The organism is Citrobacter sp. Marseille-Q5395 (assembly GCF_947057495.1).
Lineage (GTDB): Bacteria > Pseudomonadota > Gammaproteobacteria > Enterobacterales > Enterobacteriaceae > Citrobacter > Citrobacter murliniae.
The window spans coordinates 227,180-245,119 of the sequence record NZ_CAMSEL010000001.1 but is presented as its reverse complement, the minus strand read 5'-3'; the positions used below and the strand labels follow the sequence as shown (position 1 = coordinate 245,119).

At 51.6% G+C, this 17,940-nt stretch carries 12 protein-coding genes; 10 read left to right on the top strand and 2 right to left on the bottom strand.

What is annotated here, in order from left to right; all coding sequences use genetic code 11:
• The first annotated feature begins 12 nt into the window (after positions 1-12).
• From OH663_RS01120 to OH663_RS01100, 5 genes are all read left to right on the top strand, one after another.
• Positions 13-462 (top strand): flavodoxin, encoded by a 450-nt coding sequence (locus OH663_RS01120; RefSeq protein WP_200009915.1) that lies wholly within the window; start codon positions 13-15, stop codon positions 460-462.
• A gap of 480 nt (positions 463-942) precedes the next feature.
• A complete protein-coding gene (gene gudP, locus OH663_RS01115) occupies positions 943-2,295 on the top strand; it encodes a galactarate/glucarate/glycerate transporter GudP (protein ID WP_045446889.1) in 1,353 nt (450 codons plus the stop codon).
• Between the two features lie 2 nt (positions 2,296-2,297).
• On the top strand, positions 2,298-3,638 hold the full coding sequence (locus tag OH663_RS01110) for an enolase C-terminal domain-like protein (protein ID WP_048220654.1): 1,341 nt from the start codon (positions 2,298-2,300) through the stop codon (positions 3,636-3,638).
• 20 nt (positions 3,639-3,658) lie between these two features.
• Positions 3,659-4,999, top strand: coding sequence for a glucarate dehydratase (gene gudD, locus OH663_RS01105; protein WP_048220655.1), 1,341 nt, complete (start codon positions 3,659-3,661; stop codon positions 4,997-4,999).
• 78 nt (positions 5,000-5,077) lie between these two features.
• Positions 5,078-6,220 (top strand): glycerate kinase, encoded by a 1,143-nt coding sequence (locus tag OH663_RS01100; RefSeq protein WP_200009914.1) that lies wholly within the window; start codon positions 5,078-5,080, stop codon positions 6,218-6,220.
• Between the two features lie 80 nt (positions 6,221-6,300).
• Here the strand turns inward: OH663_RS01100 and barA are convergent, their stop codons facing one another.
• Positions 6,301-9,057: a two-component sensor histidine kinase BarA gene (gene barA / locus OH663_RS01095; RefSeq protein ID WP_045446877.1), complete on the bottom strand. Its 2,757-nt coding sequence runs from the start codon at positions 9,055-9,057 to the stop codon at positions 6,301-6,303.
• Between the two features lie 57 nt (positions 9,058-9,114).
• Between barA and rlmD the strand changes: the two genes are divergently transcribed.
• From rlmD to eno, 5 genes are all read left to right on the top strand, one after another.
• Entirely contained in the window at positions 9,115-10,413 is a 1,299-nt protein-coding gene (gene rlmD / locus OH663_RS01090; protein ID WP_200009913.1) for a 23S rRNA (uracil(1939)-C(5))-methyltransferase RlmD, read from the top strand.
• Between the two features lie 125 nt (positions 10,414-10,538).
• The gene (gene relA, locus OH663_RS01085) at positions 10,539-12,773 is read left to right on the top strand and encodes a GTP diphosphokinase (RefSeq protein WP_045446871.1); all 2,235 of its coding nucleotides are present in this window, start codon (positions 10,539-10,541) and stop codon (positions 12,771-12,773) included.
• Positions 12,774-12,890: 117 nt separating this feature from the next.
• Complete coding sequence (gene mazG / locus OH663_RS01080; protein ID WP_200009912.1) at positions 12,891-13,682, top strand: nucleoside triphosphate pyrophosphohydrolase; 792 nt, start codon at positions 12,891-12,893, stop codon at positions 13,680-13,682.
• 224 nt (positions 13,683-13,906) lie between these two features.
• The gene (gene pyrG, locus OH663_RS01075) at positions 13,907-15,544 is read left to right on the top strand and encodes a glutamine hydrolyzing CTP synthase (protein WP_045446865.1); all 1,638 of its coding nucleotides are present in this window, start codon (positions 13,907-13,909) and stop codon (positions 15,542-15,544) included.
• A gap of 87 nt (positions 15,545-15,631) precedes the next feature.
• Entirely contained in the window at positions 15,632-16,930 is a 1,299-nt protein-coding gene (gene eno, locus OH663_RS01070; RefSeq protein ID WP_045446862.1) for a phosphopyruvate hydratase, read from the top strand.
• A 54-nt stretch (positions 16,931-16,984) separates the two neighbouring features.
• Here the strand turns inward: eno and OH663_RS01065 are convergent, their stop codons facing one another.
• Positions 16,985-17,809: a MurR/RpiR family transcriptional regulator gene (locus OH663_RS01065; protein WP_045446859.1), complete on the bottom strand. Its 825-nt coding sequence runs from the start codon at positions 17,807-17,809 to the stop codon at positions 16,985-16,987.
• Positions 17,810-17,940: the final 131 nt, after the last annotated feature.

Below are 17,940 nucleotides of genomic sequence, written 5' to 3'. Positions count from 1 at the left end.
GAGACAAAGGGTATGGCGGAAATTGGTATTTTTGTCGGCACGATGTACGGAAACGCGCTGCTGGTAGCCGAAGAGGCCGAAGCGATCCTTACTGCACAGGGTCATAAAGCCACGGTGTTTGAAGATCCTGAGCTGACTGACTGGCAGGAGTATCAGGAAAAATATGTGCTGGTAGTAACCTCAACAACCGGACAAGGGGATCTTCCCGACAGCATTGTGCCGCTGTTTCAGGGGATTAAAGATAATCTTGGTTTCCAGCCAAATCTGCGTTACGGCGTGATTGCACTGGGTGACAGTAGCTACGTTAATTTCTGCAATGGCGGAAAACAGTTTGACGCTTTGCTACAGGAGCAGAGCGCCCAGCGCGTGGGTGAGATGCTGCTGATTGATGCCAGTGAGCACCCTGAGCCGGAAAGTGAATCCAATCCCTGGGTAGAAAACTGGGGAACCCTCCTGTCTTAAGGTTCACCCTCCCCCTACCGGGAGGGTGCCTTGCCTGTGCCAGCAAGCAAAAGAACGACCCGTTTCTATCCTAATAAAACTGAATCGTGTTAGCTTCGGGCAAATGCCAGTAAAAGCCTTTCATTTGAAAGGGGTTTTACTGGCGTTTTCATAGGGTCAAGCGACCTGTTTCACACTCCTCTCTTTTCACGCCTGACATTCTCCTTTTCAACCCATCGGATTTCATTTCCGTGAAGTTGCTTCCAGTACCCTGGGCTTTTGCCACAAACATACGTGATACGCTGCCAAAATGTTGTGTTGTTGCACGGTGAGAGCGCGCGGGACGCTTTTTATACTGCTTATGCCAGTAAATAAAAACGCAGCATGCAAGGCGAACGACCTCATAAAAAGCTGCATATATATGAAACGTCACCTCTGATTCCCTACCGGTTGTGCAGTTCAGAGTGAGCGTGGCTAACACGAAAATTCAGGAGTGCAACAATGAGTTCATTAAGTCAGGCAGCGAGCAGTGCGGAAAAACGCACAAATGCTCGCTACTGGATAGTGGTGATGCTGTTTATCGTCACATCCTTCAACTACGGCGATCGCGCTACCTTATCGATTGCTGGTTCAGAAATGGCCAAAGACATTGGCCTGGATGCGGTTGGCATGGGATATGTTTTCTCTGCCTTCTCATGGGCTTATGTTATCGGCCAGATCCCAGGCGGCTGGCTGCTCGACCGCTTCGGTTCAAAACGTGTCTATTTCTGGTCCATCTTTATCTGGTCCATGTTTACCCTGTTGCAGGGCTTCGTCGACATCTTTAGCGGCTTCGGCATCATCGTTGCGCTGTTCACTCTGCGATTCCTGGTTGGTCTCGCTGAAGCGCCTTCATTCCCCGGTAACAGTCGAATCGTCGCGGCCTGGTTCCCGGCACAGGAAAGGGGAACGGCGGTCGCTATCTTCAACTCTGCACAGTACTTTGCCACCGTTATCTTCGCTCCGATTATGGGCTGGCTGACTCATGAAGTGGGTTGGTCACACGTGTTCTTCTTTATGGGGGGCCTCGGGATCGTGATTAGCTTTATCTGGTTGAAGGTTATCCACGAACCGAACCAGCATCCTGGTGTGAACCAAAAAGAGCTTGAGTATATTGCCGCAGGTGGCGCGCTGATCAACATGGATCAGGCCGCAGCCAAAGCCAAGGTTCCGTTCAGCGTGAAGTGGGGGCAAATTAAGCAACTGATTGGCTCTCGTATGATGGTAGGTATCTATATCGGTCAGTACTGTATTAACGCCCTGACCTACTTTTTCATTACCTGGTTCCCGGTTTATTTGGTGCAGGCACGCGGCATGTCGATTCTGAAAGCGGGGTTTGTCGCCTCGGTGCCGGCGATTTGCGGCTTCGCTGGTGGCGTGCTCGGCGGCATTATTTCCGACTGGCTGATGCGCCGTACTGGTTCGCTGAATATAGCCCGTAAAACGCCAATTGTTATGGGGATGCTGTTATCGATGGTGATGGTGTTCTGTAACTACGTCAACGTTGAATGGATGATCATCGGCTTTATGGCACTGGCCTTCTTTGGCAAAGGTATTGGGGCGCTGGGTTGGGCGGTGATGGCTGATACCGCACCAAAAGAGATCAGCGGCCTGAGCGGTGGCCTGTTCAATATGTTCGGTAACATCTCCGGCATCGTGACGCCGATTGCCATCGGCTACATCGTTGGCACCACTGGCTCGTTCAACGGCGCATTGATTTACGTGGGTGTTCACGCGCTGATTGCCGTACTGAGCTATCTGGTGCTGGTGGGCGATATTAAGCGTATCGAACTGAAACCTGTAGCAGGGCAATGATCATGACAACACAATCGAGTCCCGTAATTACCGACATGAAGGTCATCCCGGTGGCCGGGCATGACAGCATGCTGCTTAATATTGGCGGCGCGCACAACGCATATTTTACCCGCAACATCGTCGTTCTCACCGACAACGCTGGGAATACCGGCGTCGGTGAAGCGCCGGGCGGGGAAGTGATTTATCAGACGCTGGTAGACGCCATCCCGATGGTATTGGGCAAGGAGGTCGCCCGGCTGAATAAAGTAGTCCAGCAGGTACATAAAGGAAATCAGGCGGCTGACTTTGACACCTTTGGTAAAGGCGCCTGGACCTTTGAGCTGCGAGTCAACGCGGTGGCGGCGCTGGAAGCTGCGCTGTTGGATCTGCTGGGCAAAGCGCTCAATGTACCGGTCTGCGAACTGTTAGGGCCGGGTAAACAGCGCGACGCGGTGACCGTACTTGGCTATTTGTTCTATGTCGGTGATCGCACAAAGACCGATTTACCGTATCTGGAAAGTACTCCGGGTAATCATGAATGGTATCACCTGCGCCACCAGCAAGCGATGAACAGCGATGCGGTAGTACGTCTGGCAGAAGCGTCGCAGGATCGCTACGGTTTTAAAGATTTCAAACTCAAAGGCGGTGTGCTGCCAGGTGAGCAGGAAATTGAAACCGCACGTGCGCTGAAAAAACGCTTCCCAGACGCACGTATTACGGTCGATCCCAACGGTGCTTGGCTACTGGATGAAGCTATCTCGCTGTGTAAAGGGTTGAATGATGTTCTGACCTACGCGGAAGACCCATGTGGTGCGGAACAAGGGTTCTCTGGTCGCGAAGTGATGGCGGAGTTCCGTCGTGCGACGGGACTGCCTGTCGCGACTAATATGATCGCTACCAACTGGCGTGAAATGGGTCATGCAGTGATGCTCAACTCTGTGGATATTCCGCTGGCCGATCCGCACTTCTGGACGCTTTCTGGCGCGGTGCGCGTGGCACAGTTGTGCGATGACTGGGGCCTGACCTGGGGTTGCCACTCGAATAACCACTTCGATATATCGCTGGCGATGTTTACCCATGTTGGTGCTGCTGCACCGGGCAATCCGACGGCTATCGACACGCACTGGATCTGGCAGGAGGGTGATTGCCGCCTGACGAAAAATCCACTGGAAATTAAGAACGGAAAAATTGCTGTTCCGGACGCTCCCGGACTGGGTGTGGAACTGGACTGGGATCAGGTACAAAAAGCACATGAAGCGTATAAGGCGTTGCCCGGTGGCGCGCGTAATGACGCAGGCCCGATGCAGTATTTGATCCCCGGATGGACTTTTGACCGTAAACGTCCCGTTTTCGGCCGTCACTGATTTTGAATAAGGACACAATGATGAGTACACAATTTACTACCCCAGTCGTTACCGCTATGCAGGTTATTCCGGTTGCGGGTCACGACAGCATGCTGATGAATCTGAGCGGCGCGCATGCCCCATTCTTCACGCGTAATATTGTGATTATCAAAGATAACTCCGGCCATACTGGCGTCGGTGAAATTCCCGGCGGCGAGAAAATTCGCAAAACCCTGGAAGATGCGATCCCGCTGGTAGTCGGCAAAGCGCTTGGCGAATATAAAAATGTGCTGAATGCCGTACGCAATACATTTGCCGATCGCGATGCCGGTGGGCGTGGTTTGCAGACCTTCGATCTGCGTACCACTATTCACGTTGTTACCGGGATCGAAGCAGCAATGCTGGATCTGCTGGGTCAGCATCTGGGGGTAAACGTGGCCTCTTTGCTGGGCGATGGTCAGCAGCGTAGCGAAGTCGAAATGCTTGGTTATCTGTTCTTTGTTGGCAACCGTAAAGCGACGCCGTTGCCGTATCAGAGCCAGCCGGATGAGCAATGTGACTGGTATCGTCTGCGTCATGAAGAGGCGATGACTCCGGATGCAGTGGTAAGACTGGCAGAAGCGGCGTATGAAAAATATGGCTTCAATGACTTCAAACTGAAAGGCGGTGTGCTGGCAGGGGAAGAAGAGGCTGAATCTATTGTTGCGTTGGCGAAACGCTTCCCACAGGCGCGCGTGACGCTGGATCCAAACGGTGCCTGGTCGCTCAATGAAGCGATCAAAATCGGTAAATACCTGAAAGGCTCGCTGGCCTATGCCGAAGATCCGTGTGGGGCAGAGCAAGGCTTCTCCGGGCGTGAAGTGATGGCAGAATTCCGTCGCGCTACCGGACTGCCGACGGCGACCAATATGATCGCGACCGACTGGCGTCAAATGGGGCATACGCTGTCTCTGCAATCCGTTGATATTCCGCTGGCGGATCCGCATTTTTGGACTATGCAGGGTTCCGTACGCGTGGCGCAGATGTGCCATGAGTTTGGCCTGACATGGGGCTCTCACTCCAATAACCACTTTGATATTTCGCTGGCGATGTTTACCCATGTAGCAGCGGCGGCACCGGGTAAAATTACGGCTATCGACACTCACTGGATCTGGCAGGAAGGCAACCAGCGTCTGACCAAAGAGCCGTTTGAAATTAAAGGTGGCATGGTGCAGGTACCTGCGAAACCGGGGCTGGGCGTGGAACTCGATATGGATCAAGTAATGAAAGCGCACGAACTGTACCAGAAACATGGACTGGGGGCGCGTGACGATGCGATGGGAATGCAGTATCTGATCCCGAACTGGACCTTTGATAATAAACGCCCATGCATGGTGCGCTAAGCGTTATGCCGGTTCTGACAGGAACCGGCACTTCTCCTGTTGTATGCTTAACACCGTCAACATGCGTAAGGATGCTTTATGAAAATAGTGATCGCACCGGACTCCTATAAGGAAAGTTTGAGTGCGCTTGAGGTGGCAACTGCCATTGAGCAGGGGTTTCGTGAAATTTGGCCTGATGCTGATTACGTAAAAATCCCGCTTGCTGATGGTGGCGAGGGAACGGTTGAAGCAATGGTTGCTGCAACGGCAGGTCGCCTTGTTCATGTTGATGTTACTGGTCCTCTGGGAAGCAATGTTCAGGCATTTTATGGCTTATCGGGGGATGCACGTTCCGCGTTTATTGAGATGGCAGCAGCCAGTGGACTGGAGCTGGTGCCACCGGGTTCACGTAACCCGCTAAAAACGACCTCCTGGGGTACCGGAGAGCTGATACGTCATGCGCTGGATGCGGGGGTTGAGCATATCATCATCGGGATTGGTGGTAGTGCAACAAACGATGGTGGTGCCGGTATGGTGCAGGCACTGGGGGCAAGATTACTGGATGAGCAGAATAACGATATTGCACAGGGCGGTATGGGCCTGGAAGCGCTCGCCAGGATTGATATCTCTCAGTTAGACGCACGTCTTGCCGAGTGTCGCATCGAAGTGGCATGTGATGTGACCAACCCGCTTACTGGTAAAGAGGGGGCCTCTGCGGTATTTGGTCCGCAAAAAGGGGCTACACCCGAAGTGATTGCGCGTTTGGATCAGGCGCTAACGCACTATGCGCATTTGATTGACCGCGATCTGAATGTTGAGGTGCTGGAGCTGGCTGGCGGCGGTGCTGCCGGTGGCATGGGGGCTGCGCTGTATGCGTTTTGTGGCGCTCAGTTACGTTGTGGCATAGAGATCGTAACCGATGCGTTACACCTTGATGACTGCGTCGCAGATGCGGATTTAGTGGTGACCGGCGAAGGGCGTATCGACAGCCAGACGATTCATGGCAAAGTGCCGGTCGGTGTGGCAAACGTTGCAAAGCGTTACAATAAGCCCGTCATTGGTATTGCGGGTAGTCTGACACCGGATGTTGGTGTGGTGCATGAGCATGGTATCGATGCTGTTTTTAGCGTGATTTTTACCATTTGTACGCTGGACGAGGCGCTGGATAATGCGAGCGAAAATGTACGGATGACGGCGCGAAATGTGGCTGCAACGCTTAAAGTAGGGCAACAATTACGTTGAATTATTGGGCCGGATAAGGTGTTTACGCCGCTATCCGGCGATTTACCCGGCGGCACTAAGCTCGCCGGGTAGTTAAACCGTTATCCCAACATCTTCTTCGCTTCTCGCGCGACGTTATCCATTTCATCAAGAAGCTCTAAAAATTCAGGTTCCAGATCTTCTTCTTTGGTGCCACTGCGCAACTGCTGCTCAATGAGCTGGCACAGATTCTTCATACGGGGAACGCCGCTATAGCCGCAGCTGCCGTGCAGTTTGTGAATCAAATCCACCAGGCCTTCGGGATTTTCACCTACCAGTTGTTCTTCAATTTTGTTACGAACCTCAGGCAGGAAATCGATCAACATTTGCAGCATATCGCGCGCCAGATCGTTTTTCCCTGCGGCTTGTCTTAATGCCAGTTGCCAGTCGAGCGTGGTGTTCGGGTTGACGACTGGCTCAAGGGGTTCAACGGCAATCGCCCGGGTCAACGCAACTGCTCCGGGCTTGTAGCGTAACAGCAGATTATGCAGCTTATCTTCTTCGATTGGCTTCGCCAGATAATCGTTCATTCCGGCACTGAGTAGCTTCTCTTTTTGACCGGCCATGGCGTGTGCCGTTACGGCAATAACTGGCGTCTGTTGCTGATGAGGAAGTTGATGGATCAGTTCACAAGCGCGTATACCGTCCATATCCGGCATCTGAATATCCATCAGAATCAGATCAAACTGCATCTGCTTGGCGCGATCTACTGCCTGATGTCCGCTGTCACACAGTTCGACGTGCTGCACCTTATCTTCCAGCAATGCGCCGATCAGTTTGAGGTTCGCCGGATTGTCATCCACAGCCATGACGGTCATGGCAATTTTACTCTCATCCATCAGCAGCAGCTCTGCGCTTTGATTCAGATGACAATACTCCGTGAGTGCAGGCAGCAAGCGGGTTGAGGTAAGTGGTTTTAAAAGACACGCCGCAGCGCCGCCTTGTTTTAATTTCTCCGCGTTAATTTGCGCATGGCAAGGAAGCGCCAGTAACAGGAAATCTGACATCGCTGCAGCGCTTGCCAGTCGCTCATGCTGCATTGTGAGCGGTTCACGGAAAGTAACGGGTACGCCGAGTAGCAAAATATCGTAATGATCCGCTGGCAGCGCGGAGAATGACGGGCTGTAAATCACCTCCAGCGGTGTTTCACTTAATATATCCAATGTGCATTGTGCTGCAGTGGCATTGGGTTCAACGTAGGCCAGCCGTTTACCGACCAGGCAACGGGTTGGTGAGCGTTCACTGAGAACGTTAGGATTGAGATCGAGACTGATATGAAACCAGAAAGTGGAGCCGCGATTCGGCTGGCTATGGAACGAAATATCCCCACCCATTTCGTTAACCAGTTTTTGTGTAATCACCAGCCCCAGCCCGGTGCCACCGTGGCGTCGTGAAATACTGGCATCCGCCTGGCGGAAGGCCTGGAACAGACGGGACTGATCTCGTTCCGGAATACCAATGCCGGTATCGCGGATTTGTACTTCGATTTGTACCTTGGTATTACTGAGGGAGCGTTTCTCGACCAGAATGTCGATATTACCGCTCTCGGTAAATTTGATGGCATTCCCGACCAGATTGGTAATGACCTGCTGTAAGCGCAGCGGATCGCCGATTACATTGTCTGGCACATCATTCTTAATATTAAGCGTCAGCTCAAGCCCTTTATCATGGGATGAGTGTGCCAGAAGTGTTACGACATCATCCAGCGTACTGCGCAGAGGAAAGGGGATACTTTCCAGAATCAGCTTACCTGCTTCCAGTTTGGAGAAGTCGAGAACGTCATTGATGATAGCCAACAGATTGTTGGCAGAGCGCTCAATCGTATTCAGGTGATCCCGTTGCGTGGTGTTTAACTCAGTTTTTAACGTCAGGCGTGTAAAACCAATGACGCCATTAAGCGGCGTACGCAGTTCATGCGACATGTTTGCCAGAAACTCAGATTTAATGCGCGCAGCTTCCTGGGCGCGCTTCTTCGCCAGATCCAGTTCGACGTTCTGAATCTCCATCTGCTCCAGTGTTTCACGTAGGTCGGAGGTGGCCTGATCAATGTTGTGCTGCATCTCTTCATGATAGGCGGCGAGAGACATCGCCATTGAGTTGATGCCATTCTTCAGCATATCCAGCTCACCCAACATGAATCCTTCTACCCGGCTGTCGAGTTGCCCTCTTCGTATACGGTCGACGGTATTCACCATGTTGCGGATAGGCCCGGTGACGTCACGCATCAGACGCCAGCCGAAAATTAACGCAATACCAATACAAAACAGCATCATAACGCTGGAGATGAAGATCTCTTTGTACTGTTGTAGCCGCACTGATTTGAGGTCTAACTCAAGTGCCACGTATCCCAGCATGTTTTTCGTATTTTTCGCATCGCTAATGGCAGATTCATCCGGAGAATAGCTTTCCGATATAATAGGGGTACGCAGGATCATGATATCCCCGAGCCGGGTAACGCTCAGCTTGCGGGGAAACGGCTCGCCGGTAGCAAGCTGCATTTCCGATGGATCGAGATGAAAGTTTGATGTGACGAACAATCGGTTATTTTCGTCATAGACAGAAATTGCCCGCACGATATCGGAATGGCGGCGGTGCAGCACGCTGATAAGCTGGCCGATGGATTCCCGATTTTGCAAGTTCATGCCATATTCGCTGGAGACAGCAAGTGGCTCAATGATGCTGGCACCCGCGTCTTCCAGTTGACGCTGCAAGTCGTTATAGCGGTGCACAACAAAAAAGATACTTAGCAGCAAACCAATCAGGACGGTCGGGGCCAGGATCAGAATCATCATGCGAGCGCGCAGGCTGTAGTTGGTCATGGAGTTCCGTTATGGGACAATTAGGGTCACACTGTTAAATAGAGAAATATCTCGTCGATGGCGCAATTCTACTCTGCAAAGCGACGCGTGACGACGCGTCAGATCATAACCGTTACTGTCAATGACCTCGATCCTTTTGGTCAGGGCGTAGCTCGCCATAACGGGAAGGCCCTGTTTATACCGGAATTATTGCCCCAGGAAAGCGCCGAGGTCGTAATAACCGAAGATAAAAAACAGTTTGCCCGAGCGCAAGTCAAACGTCGCTTAAACGACAGTTCGGATCGTGAAGTGCCACGTTGCCCACATTTCGGTGTGTGTGGCGGCTGCCAGCAGCAGCATGCAAGCATTCATCTGCAGCAGCGAAGTAAAAGTGCGGCGCTGTCACGTTTGATGAAATGTGAGGTTTCAGAAGTCATTTCTGGCACTCCGTGGGGTTATCGTCGTCGGGCGCGTTTAAGTCTGAACTATCGACCCAAAGAACAGCAGTTGCAGATGGGATTTCGTCAATCCGGCTCCAGCGACATTATCGATGTGAAGCAATGCCCTGTTTTGGTGCCCCAACTTGAGGCGCTGCTGCCCGACATCAGGGCGTGCCTGGAGAGTTTGCAAGGGCTTCGGCATCTTGGTCATGTTGAACTGGTGCAGGCGGGTAACGGCACCCTGATGATTTTGCGGCATACGGCACCACTAAGTGCAGCCGATAAAGAAAAACTGGAATGCTTTTCGCATTCCCAGGGACTGTCTTTGTTTCTGGCTCCACAAAGCGAGATACTTGAATCAATCTCAGGGGAATCGCCCTGGTACGACTCAAATGGACTACGTTTAACCTTCAGCCCGCGTGATTTTATCCAGGTCAATGAAGGGGTGAACCAACAAATGGTGGCCCGGGCACTGGAATGGCTGGATGTGCAGCCTGAGGATCGCGTGCTCGATCTGTTCTGCGGTATGGGGAATTTTACGCTGCCGCTGGCTGCACGAGCTGCAAGTGTGGTGGGGGTTGAAGGTGTGCCTGCGCTGGTGGAAAAAGGCCGGGAAAATGCACTGAATAATGGATTACACAATGTGACATTCTTTCATGAAAACCTTGAGGAAGATGTCACCAGGCAGCCGTGGGCGAAAAATGGGTTCGATAAAGTCCTTCTCGATCCTGCGCGTGCGGGGGCTGCAGGCGTGATGCAACATATTATAAAATTAAAACCTGGTCGCGTTGTTTATGTATCCTGTAATCCTGCTACGCTGGCTCGTGACAGCGAAGCGTTACTTAACGCGGGATATGCCATTCAACGACTGGCGATGCTCGATATGTTCCCGCACACTGGACATCTGGAATCAATGGTCCTGTTTGAGCGTTTGTAATAAATATTTTACCCGATGAATTTCGGGTTGCATTGAGTCTGTCAGAAGCCAACAAAAATGCAGCCTGAAAGACAGTGGGTATGGCTTGTCGACTTCGACAGGCCTGGCCCCTTAAGGAGAGGACGATGGTTGCGGTAAGAAGTGCACATATAAATAAAGCTGGTGAGTTTGATCCAAAGAAATGGATCGCGAGTCTCGGGATCTCCAGCCAGCAGTCGTGTGAACGCTTAGCCGAAACCTGGGCGTACTGCCTGCAGCAAACACAGGGGCATCCGGATGCGGATCTGTTGCTGTGGCGTGGTGTGGAAATGGTGGAAATACTCTCTATGTTGAGTATGGATATCGACACACTGCGGGCTGCAATGCTGTTTCCTCTGGCGGATGCCAGCGTGGTTAGCGAAGATACTCTGCGTGAAAGCGTAGGCACGTCTATCGTCAATCTTATCCACGGTGTACGCGATATGGCGGCGATCCGCCAGCTTAAAGCAACGCATACCGACTCAGTCTCATCAGAACAGGTCGATAACGTCCGTCGCATGTTGTTGGCAATGGTGGACGACTTCCGCTGTGTGGTCATCAAACTGGCAGAACGTATTGCGCACCTGCGTGAAGTGAAAGACGCACCGGAAGATGAACGTGTACTGGCGGCAAAAGAGTGCACCAATATCTATGCTCCGCTGGCCAACCGTTTAGGGATCGGGCAGTTAAAATGGGAGCTGGAAGATTACTGCTTCCGCTATCTGCATCCGGAAGAATACAAGCGCATTGCCAAATTGCTGCATGAGCGCCGCATCGATCGCGAACACTACATTGATGAGTTCGTCGGACATTTGCGCTCTGAAATGAAAATTGAAGGCGTTAAAGCGGAAGTGTACGGTCGCCCGAAACATATTTACAGCATCTGGCGCAAAATGCAGAAAAAGCAGTTGGCCTTTGATGAATTGTTCGATGTGCGCGCCGTGCGTATCGTGGCGGAACGTCTGCAGGACTGCTATGCCGCGCTCGGGATTGTTCATACCCACTATCGCCATCTGCCTGATGAGTTTGATGACTACGTCGCGAATCCGAAACCTAACGGTTACCAGTCAATCCATACGGTTGTGCTGGGGCCAGGCGGTAAAACCATTGAAATCCAGATCCGTACTAAACAGATGCACGAAGATGCGGAACTGGGCGTCGCAGCGCACTGGAAGTACAAAGAGGGCACCGCGTCAGGTGCGGCTCGCTCCGGTCATGAAGATCGGATTGCGTGGCTACGTAAGCTGATCGCCTGGCAGGAAGAGATGGCGGATTCCGGCGAAATGCTGGACGAAGTGCGCAGCCAGGTCTTTGACGATCGGGTTTATGTCTTTACGCCAAAAGGCGATGTCGTGGACTTACCCGCTGGCTCCACGCCGCTTGATTTTGCCTATCACATTCACAGTGATGTGGGACACCGTTGTATTGGTGCCAAAATTGGTGGACGCATCGTGCCGTTTACCTACCAGCTACAAATGGGTGATCAAATTGAAATTATCACCCAGAAGCAGCCAAACCCAAGTCGTGACTGGCTGAACCCTAACCTGGGTTATGTGACTACCAGTCGTGGCCGCTCGAAAATTCATGCCTGGTTCCGTAAACAAGACAGGGACAAGAATATTCTGGCCGGAAGACAGATCCTCGATGACGAACTGGCGCATTTGGGCATTAGTCTGAAAGAGGCTGAAAAACACCTGCTTCCGCGTTACAACTTCAACGAACTTGAGGAACTGCTGGCCGCGATTGGTGGGGGAGATATCCGCCTCAACCAGATGGTGAACTTCCTGCAATCGCAGTTTAATAAGCCGAGTGCAGCCGAACAAGATGCGGCGGCGCTGAAACAGCTTCAGCAGAAAACGCATGCGCCGCAAAGCCGTCGTAAAGATGATGGTCGCGTCGTGGTTGAAGGGGTTGGAAACCTGATGCATCACATCGCTCGCTGCTGCCAGCCGATCCCTGGCGATGAGATCGTTGGATTTATCACCCAGGGGCGTGGTATTTCCGTACACCGGGCCGATTGCGAACAACTGGTGGAGCTGCGCTCACATGCGCCGGAGCGTATTGTCGATGCAGTTTGGGGTGAGAGTTATTCTGCCGGGTATTCGCTGGTTGTCCGTGTTCAGGCCAACGATCGTAGCGGCTTATTGCGCGATATCACTACCATTCTGGCTAACGAGAAGGTGAACGTGCTGGGTGTTGCCAGCCGTAGTGATACTAAACAGCAGCTTGCTACTATCGATATGACCATCGAAATTTATAACCTGCAGGTGCTCGGGCGCGTACTCGGCAAGCTCAATCAGGTACCCGATGTGATCGACGCGCGTCGTTTACACGGTGGATAATTTTTCTTCGTAGGCCTGATAAGACGCAATGGCGTCACTATCAGGCATCATGAAAGCGCCGGATGGCGACGTAAGTCTTATCCGGCCTGTCTATTGAATCGTTTTCAGGATCTTCACATGAATCAAATCGACCGACTGCTCGGTATTATGCAGTGCCTGCGCGACCCGGAAAACGGCTGTCCGTGGGATAAAGAGCAGACTTTCGCCACTATTGCCCCTTACACTCTCGAAGAAACTTATGAAGTTCTCGATGCCATTGCGCGTGAAGACTTCGACGATCTGCGCGGAGAACTGGGCGATCTGCTGTTTCAGGTGGTGTTTTACGCCCAAATGGCGCAGGAAGAAGGACGTTTCAATTTTGATGATATCTGTGCTGCTATCAGCGATAAGCTCGAGCGTCGTCATCCGCATGTATTTGCCGATGTTTCTGCCAGCAACAGTACAGAGGTACTAACCCGCTGGGAGCAAATAAAAAGCGAAGAGCGTGCAGAGAAAGCGCAGCATTCCGCGCTTGATGATATTCCTCGCAGCTTACCAGCATTAATGCGCGCGCAAAAAATCCAGAAACGTTGCTCAAATGTTGGTTTCGACTGGAAGACGCTAGGACCGGTTGTCGATAAGGTTTACGAAGAGATCGACGAAGTGATGTTCGAAGCGAAGCAGGCCGTTGTCGACCAGGCTAAACTGGAGGAGGAAATGGGGGATTTGCTGTTTGCGACGGTCAATATGGCGCGTCATTTAGGCACTAAAGCAGAGACTGCATTACAAAAAGCCAACGAGAAATTTGAACGACGTTTTCGTGAAGTTGAACGAATTGTTGCTGAACGAGGTCTGGAAATGACTGGAGTTGATCTGGAAACTATGGAAGAAGTCTGGCAACAGGTAAAACGCCAGGAAATTGATCTCTAAAGGATTTCGTCGGTCAAGGGCGATTTGTGTGATTTTTTAAATAACAAGCGATTGATTTACGTCAAAAACATTTACCCCAAAGGGGCTATTTTCTCACTCCCGATGTTAATGTGAGCCTGGTGAAGAGGAGGAATAATGAAAGTTTGTGGCGCTCGTCATGTTCGGGTATACTACTTTCCCGTCTTGGTTATTCCATCGTTTCACCCTAACTTCTCAGGTCCAGCATGACAACGAACTATATTTTTGTGACCGGCGGGGTCGTATCCTCTCTGGGTAAAGGCATTGCCGCAGCCTCCCTGGCAGCTATTCTTGAGGCACGTGGCCTCAACGTGACCATGATGAAACTGGATCCGTATATCAACGTTGATCCAGGTACTATGAGTCCAATCCAACACGGGGAAGTGTTCGTTACTGAAGACGGCGCTGAAACCGACCTGGACCTGGGTCACTACGAGCGTTTCATTCGTACCAAAATGACTCGCCGCAATAACTTCACTACCGGGCGTATCTACTCCGATGTCCTGCGCAAAGAGCGCCGTGGCGACTATCTGGGCGCAACCGTACAGGTTATTCCACACATCACTAACGCGATTAAAGAGCGCGTCCTTGCCGGTGGCGAAGGTCATGATGTGGTGCTGGTTGAAATCGGTGGTACGGTCGGTGATATCGAATCTCTGCCGTTCCTGGAAGCGATTCGTCAGTTGGCGGTGGATATTGGTCGTGAGCACGCGCTGTTCATGCACCTGACCCTAGTTCCTTATTTGGCGGCGGCAGGTGAAGTCAAAACTAAACCGACTCAGCACTCCGTAAAAGAACTGCTTTCCATCGGTATTCAGCCAGATATTCTGATCTGTCGTTCAGATCGTGCGGTTCCGGCCAACGAACGTGCAAAAATTGCATTGTTCTGTAATGTGCCAGAAAAAGCCGTTATTTCAATGAAAGATGTCGATTCTATTTATAAAATTCCAGGCCTGTTGAAATCTCAGGGGCTGGACGATTATATTTGTAAACGATTCAGCTTGAACTGTCCGGAAGCAAATCTGTCAGAATGGGAACAGGTTATCTACGAAGAAGCTAATCCGGCAGGTGAAGTGACTATCGGTATGGTTGGCAAGTATATTGAACTGCCGGATGCCTATAAGTCAGTGATCGAAGCGCTGAAGCACGGTGGTTTGAAGAATCGTGTCACCGTTAACATCAAGCTGATTGATTCGCAGGATGTCGAAACACGTGGTGTTGAGATCCTGAAAGGTCTCGATGCAATCCTGATCCCTGGCGGCTTCGGCTACCGTGGTGTTGAAGGTAAAATCGCGACAGCGCGCTTTGCGCGTGAGAACAATATTCCTTATCTGGGCATTTGCCTGGGTATGCAGGTTGCGTTGATTGAGTTTGCACGTAACGTAGCGGGGATGGACAACGCCAACTCTACGGAATTTGTGCCAGACTGTAAGTACCCGGTGGTGGCTCTGATTACCGAATGGCGTGATGAAGACGGCAACGTCGAGGTCCGTTCCGAGAAGAGCGATCTGGGTGGCACTATGCGCCTTGGCGCGCAGCAGTGTCAGTTGGACGACGAGAGTCTGGTACGTCAACTGTACGGCACGCCGACAATTGTTGAACGCCATCGTCACCGCTACGAAGTCAACAATATGCTGTTGAAACAAATTGAAGCTGCGGGTCTGCGTGTTGCAGGCCGTTCCGGTGATGATCAGTTGGTCGAGATCATTGAGGTACCGAATCATCCGTGGTTCGTGGCCTGTCAGTTCCACCCGGAATTTACTTCCACGCCGCGTGATGGACACCCGCTGTTCGCAGGCTTTGTGAAAGCCGCTAGTGAACATCAGAAGCGTCAGGCGAAGTAAGAAGTAGAAAAGTTAGAACGGCAATGCACCCACACGGGTGCATTGTTTGTCTGGAGTTTTAGTTTAACTTGTACTGAGGAAAATCTAATGTCCAAAATCGTTAAAATCATCGGTCGTGAAATCATCGACTCCCGTGGTAACCCGACTGTTGAAGCCGAAGTACACCTGGAAGGTGGTTTCGTTGGTATGGCAGCAGCTCCGTCAGGTGCTTCTACTGGTTCCCGCGAAGCACTGGAACTGCGCGATGGCGACAAATCCCGTTTCATGGGTAAAGGCGTAACCAAAGCTGTTGCAGCGGTTAACGGCCCGATTGCTCAGGCTCTGCTGGGTAAAGATGCTAAAGATCAGGCTGGCATCGACAAGATCATGATCGATCTGGACGGTACTGAAAACAAATCTAACTTCGGTGCAAACGCCATCCTGGCTGTGTCCCTGGCTAACGCCAAAGCAGCAGCTGCTGCTAAAGGCCTGCCGCTGTATGCACATATCGCTGAACTGAACGGTACTCCGGGCAAATACTCCATGCCGGTTCCGATGATGAACATCATCAACGGTGGTGAGCACGCTGACAACAACGTCGACATCCAGGAATTCATGATTCAGCCGGTTGGCGCAAAAACTCTGAAAGAAGCCGTACGTATGGGTTCTGAAGTGTTCCACAACCTGGCTAAAGTTCTGAAAGCGAAAGGCATGAACACTGCAGTTGGCGACGAAGGCGGCTACGCGCCGAACCTGGGTTCCAACGCTGAAGCTCTGGCTGTAATCGCTGAAGCTGTTAAAGCCGCTGGTTACGAGCTGGGTAAAGACATCACCCTGGCGATGGACTGCGCAGCATCTGAATTCTACAAAGACGGTAAATACGTTCTGGCTGGTGAAGGCAACAAAGCATTCACCTCCGAAGAATTCACTCACTTCCTGGAAGAACTGACCAAACAGTACCCGATCGTGTCCATCGAAGATGGTCTGGACGAGTCTGACTGGGACGGTTTCGCATACCAGACCAAAGTTCTGGGCGACAAAATCCAGCTGGTTGGTGACGATCTGTTCGTAACTAACACCAAGATCCTGAAAGAAGGCATCGAAAAAGGCATCGTTAACTCCATCCTGATCAAATTCAACCAGATCGGTTCTCTGACCGAAACTCTGGCTGCGATCAAAATGGCGAAAGACGCTGGCTACACTGCTGTCATCTCTCACCGTTCTGGCGAAACTGAAGACGCTACCATCGCTGACCTGGCTGTTGGTACCGCTGCAGGCCAGATCAAAACTGGTTCTATGAGCCGTTCTGACCGCGTTGCTAAATACAACCAGCTGATTCGTATCGAAGAAGCTCTGGGTGAGCAAGCGCCGTACAACGGTCGTAAAGAGATCAAAGGCCAGGCTTAATCCTGTTCTTTAGCTCTTAACGTAAAACCCGCTTCGGCGGGTTTTTTTATGTCTTTAAAGTAGCAGTGGCAGAGTCGCACTGGCGGTTTGCTGACTGACATCGCTGTACTGTTCATCCAACGCAATAAGTGATGTGGTGAGCAATTCAATTAATAGCATTACGCCCACTTTTGCATTCAGCGCCCCGGCGCTCAGCGGTCCTTCGGGTTTGGCTGCAACCAGTTGGATATCACTCAGAGAAGCCAGCGGACTGCGCGGCGTATTGCTCAGCGACAGTACAGGGACGCCGTGTGTACGCGCAAGTTTAACCACATGCAGCAGATCGCGAGTGGAACCTGAACTGGAAATTGCCACCACCAGCGAGTTTTTGGAAAGCGTTGTGGCATTCATGGCGGCACGATGCATGTCGCTGAACAGTTGTGCGGGCTTGCCAAGGCGCAAAAGTTTATAATGTAGATATTCCCCCAGAATCGCACTGGCCGCCACGCCATAAATCTGTACCGACTGCGCCTGGTGCAGTGCGAGGGCTGCTGCTTCCAGTAATGTTCTGTCGAGTAATTTTGCTGTGTCCTGCAACGCCTGAACGGATTCATTGACCACGTTGTCAATCTCATCGCCGCTGTGTTCTACGGGCTGTCCGTGCTGGAGATCAAGTGCCAGCGCCATCTTAAATTCGTTATATCCCTTACATCCCAGCGTGCGGCACAGGCGCGTGACGCTTGCCTCGCTGGTGTCGCTTTCGCGAGCCAGCTCGGTAATCGTCAGATAGACAACTTTCGCCGGATCGCTCAGCACAAACTCACCCAGCTTCTGTTGTGTCCGGCTATATCCGTCTACACCCTGGCGCAATCTCAGCAGCAGGTTTTCATTTTCTGACATGCAAAATCCTTAATACGTTTCTCTGTCGATAGTGTGGCGGAAAGCTGGGGAGAGATGCCAGACATTTTAAAAAAGTATGATCGACTTCCTGGTTTTTGATGGTAATTTTCATTTATTAAATTAATTATGGT

What these genes read in the sequence shown, in the direction of transcription:
- OH663_RS01120 (WP_200009915.1), top strand. Translation starts at nt 13, where the DNA reads ATGGCGGAAATTGGTATTTTTGTCGGCACGATGTACGGAAACGCGCTG.
- gudP (WP_045446889.1), top strand. Translation starts at nt 943, where the DNA reads ATGAGTTCATTAAGTCAGGCAGCGAGCAGTGCGGAAAAACGCACAAAT.
- OH663_RS01110 (WP_048220654.1), top strand. Translation starts at nt 2,298, where the DNA reads ATGACAACACAATCGAGTCCCGTAATTACCGACATGAAGGTCATCCCG.
- gudD (WP_048220655.1), top strand. Translation starts at nt 3,659, where the DNA reads ATGAGTACACAATTTACTACCCCAGTCGTTACCGCTATGCAGGTTATT.
- OH663_RS01100 (WP_200009914.1), top strand. Translation starts at nt 5,078, where the DNA reads ATGAAAATAGTGATCGCACCGGACTCCTATAAGGAAAGTTTGAGTGCG.
- barA (WP_045446877.1), bottom strand. Translation starts at nt 9,057, where the DNA reads ATGACCAACTACAGCCTGCGCGCTCGCATGATGATTCTGATCCTGGCC.
- rlmD (WP_200009913.1), top strand. Translation starts at nt 9,115, where the DNA reads ATGGCGCAATTCTACTCTGCAAAGCGACGCGTGACGACGCGTCAGATC.
- relA (WP_045446871.1), top strand. Translation starts at nt 10,539, where the DNA reads ATGGTTGCGGTAAGAAGTGCACATATAAATAAAGCTGGTGAGTTTGAT.
- mazG (WP_200009912.1), top strand. Translation starts at nt 12,891, where the DNA reads ATGAATCAAATCGACCGACTGCTCGGTATTATGCAGTGCCTGCGCGAC.
- pyrG (WP_045446865.1), top strand. Translation starts at nt 13,907, where the DNA reads ATGACAACGAACTATATTTTTGTGACCGGCGGGGTCGTATCCTCTCTG.
- eno (WP_045446862.1), top strand. Translation starts at nt 15,632, where the DNA reads ATGTCCAAAATCGTTAAAATCATCGGTCGTGAAATCATCGACTCCCGT.
- OH663_RS01065 (WP_045446859.1), bottom strand. Translation starts at nt 17,809, where the DNA reads ATGTCAGAAAATGAAAACCTGCTGCTGAGATTGCGCCAGGGTGTAGAC.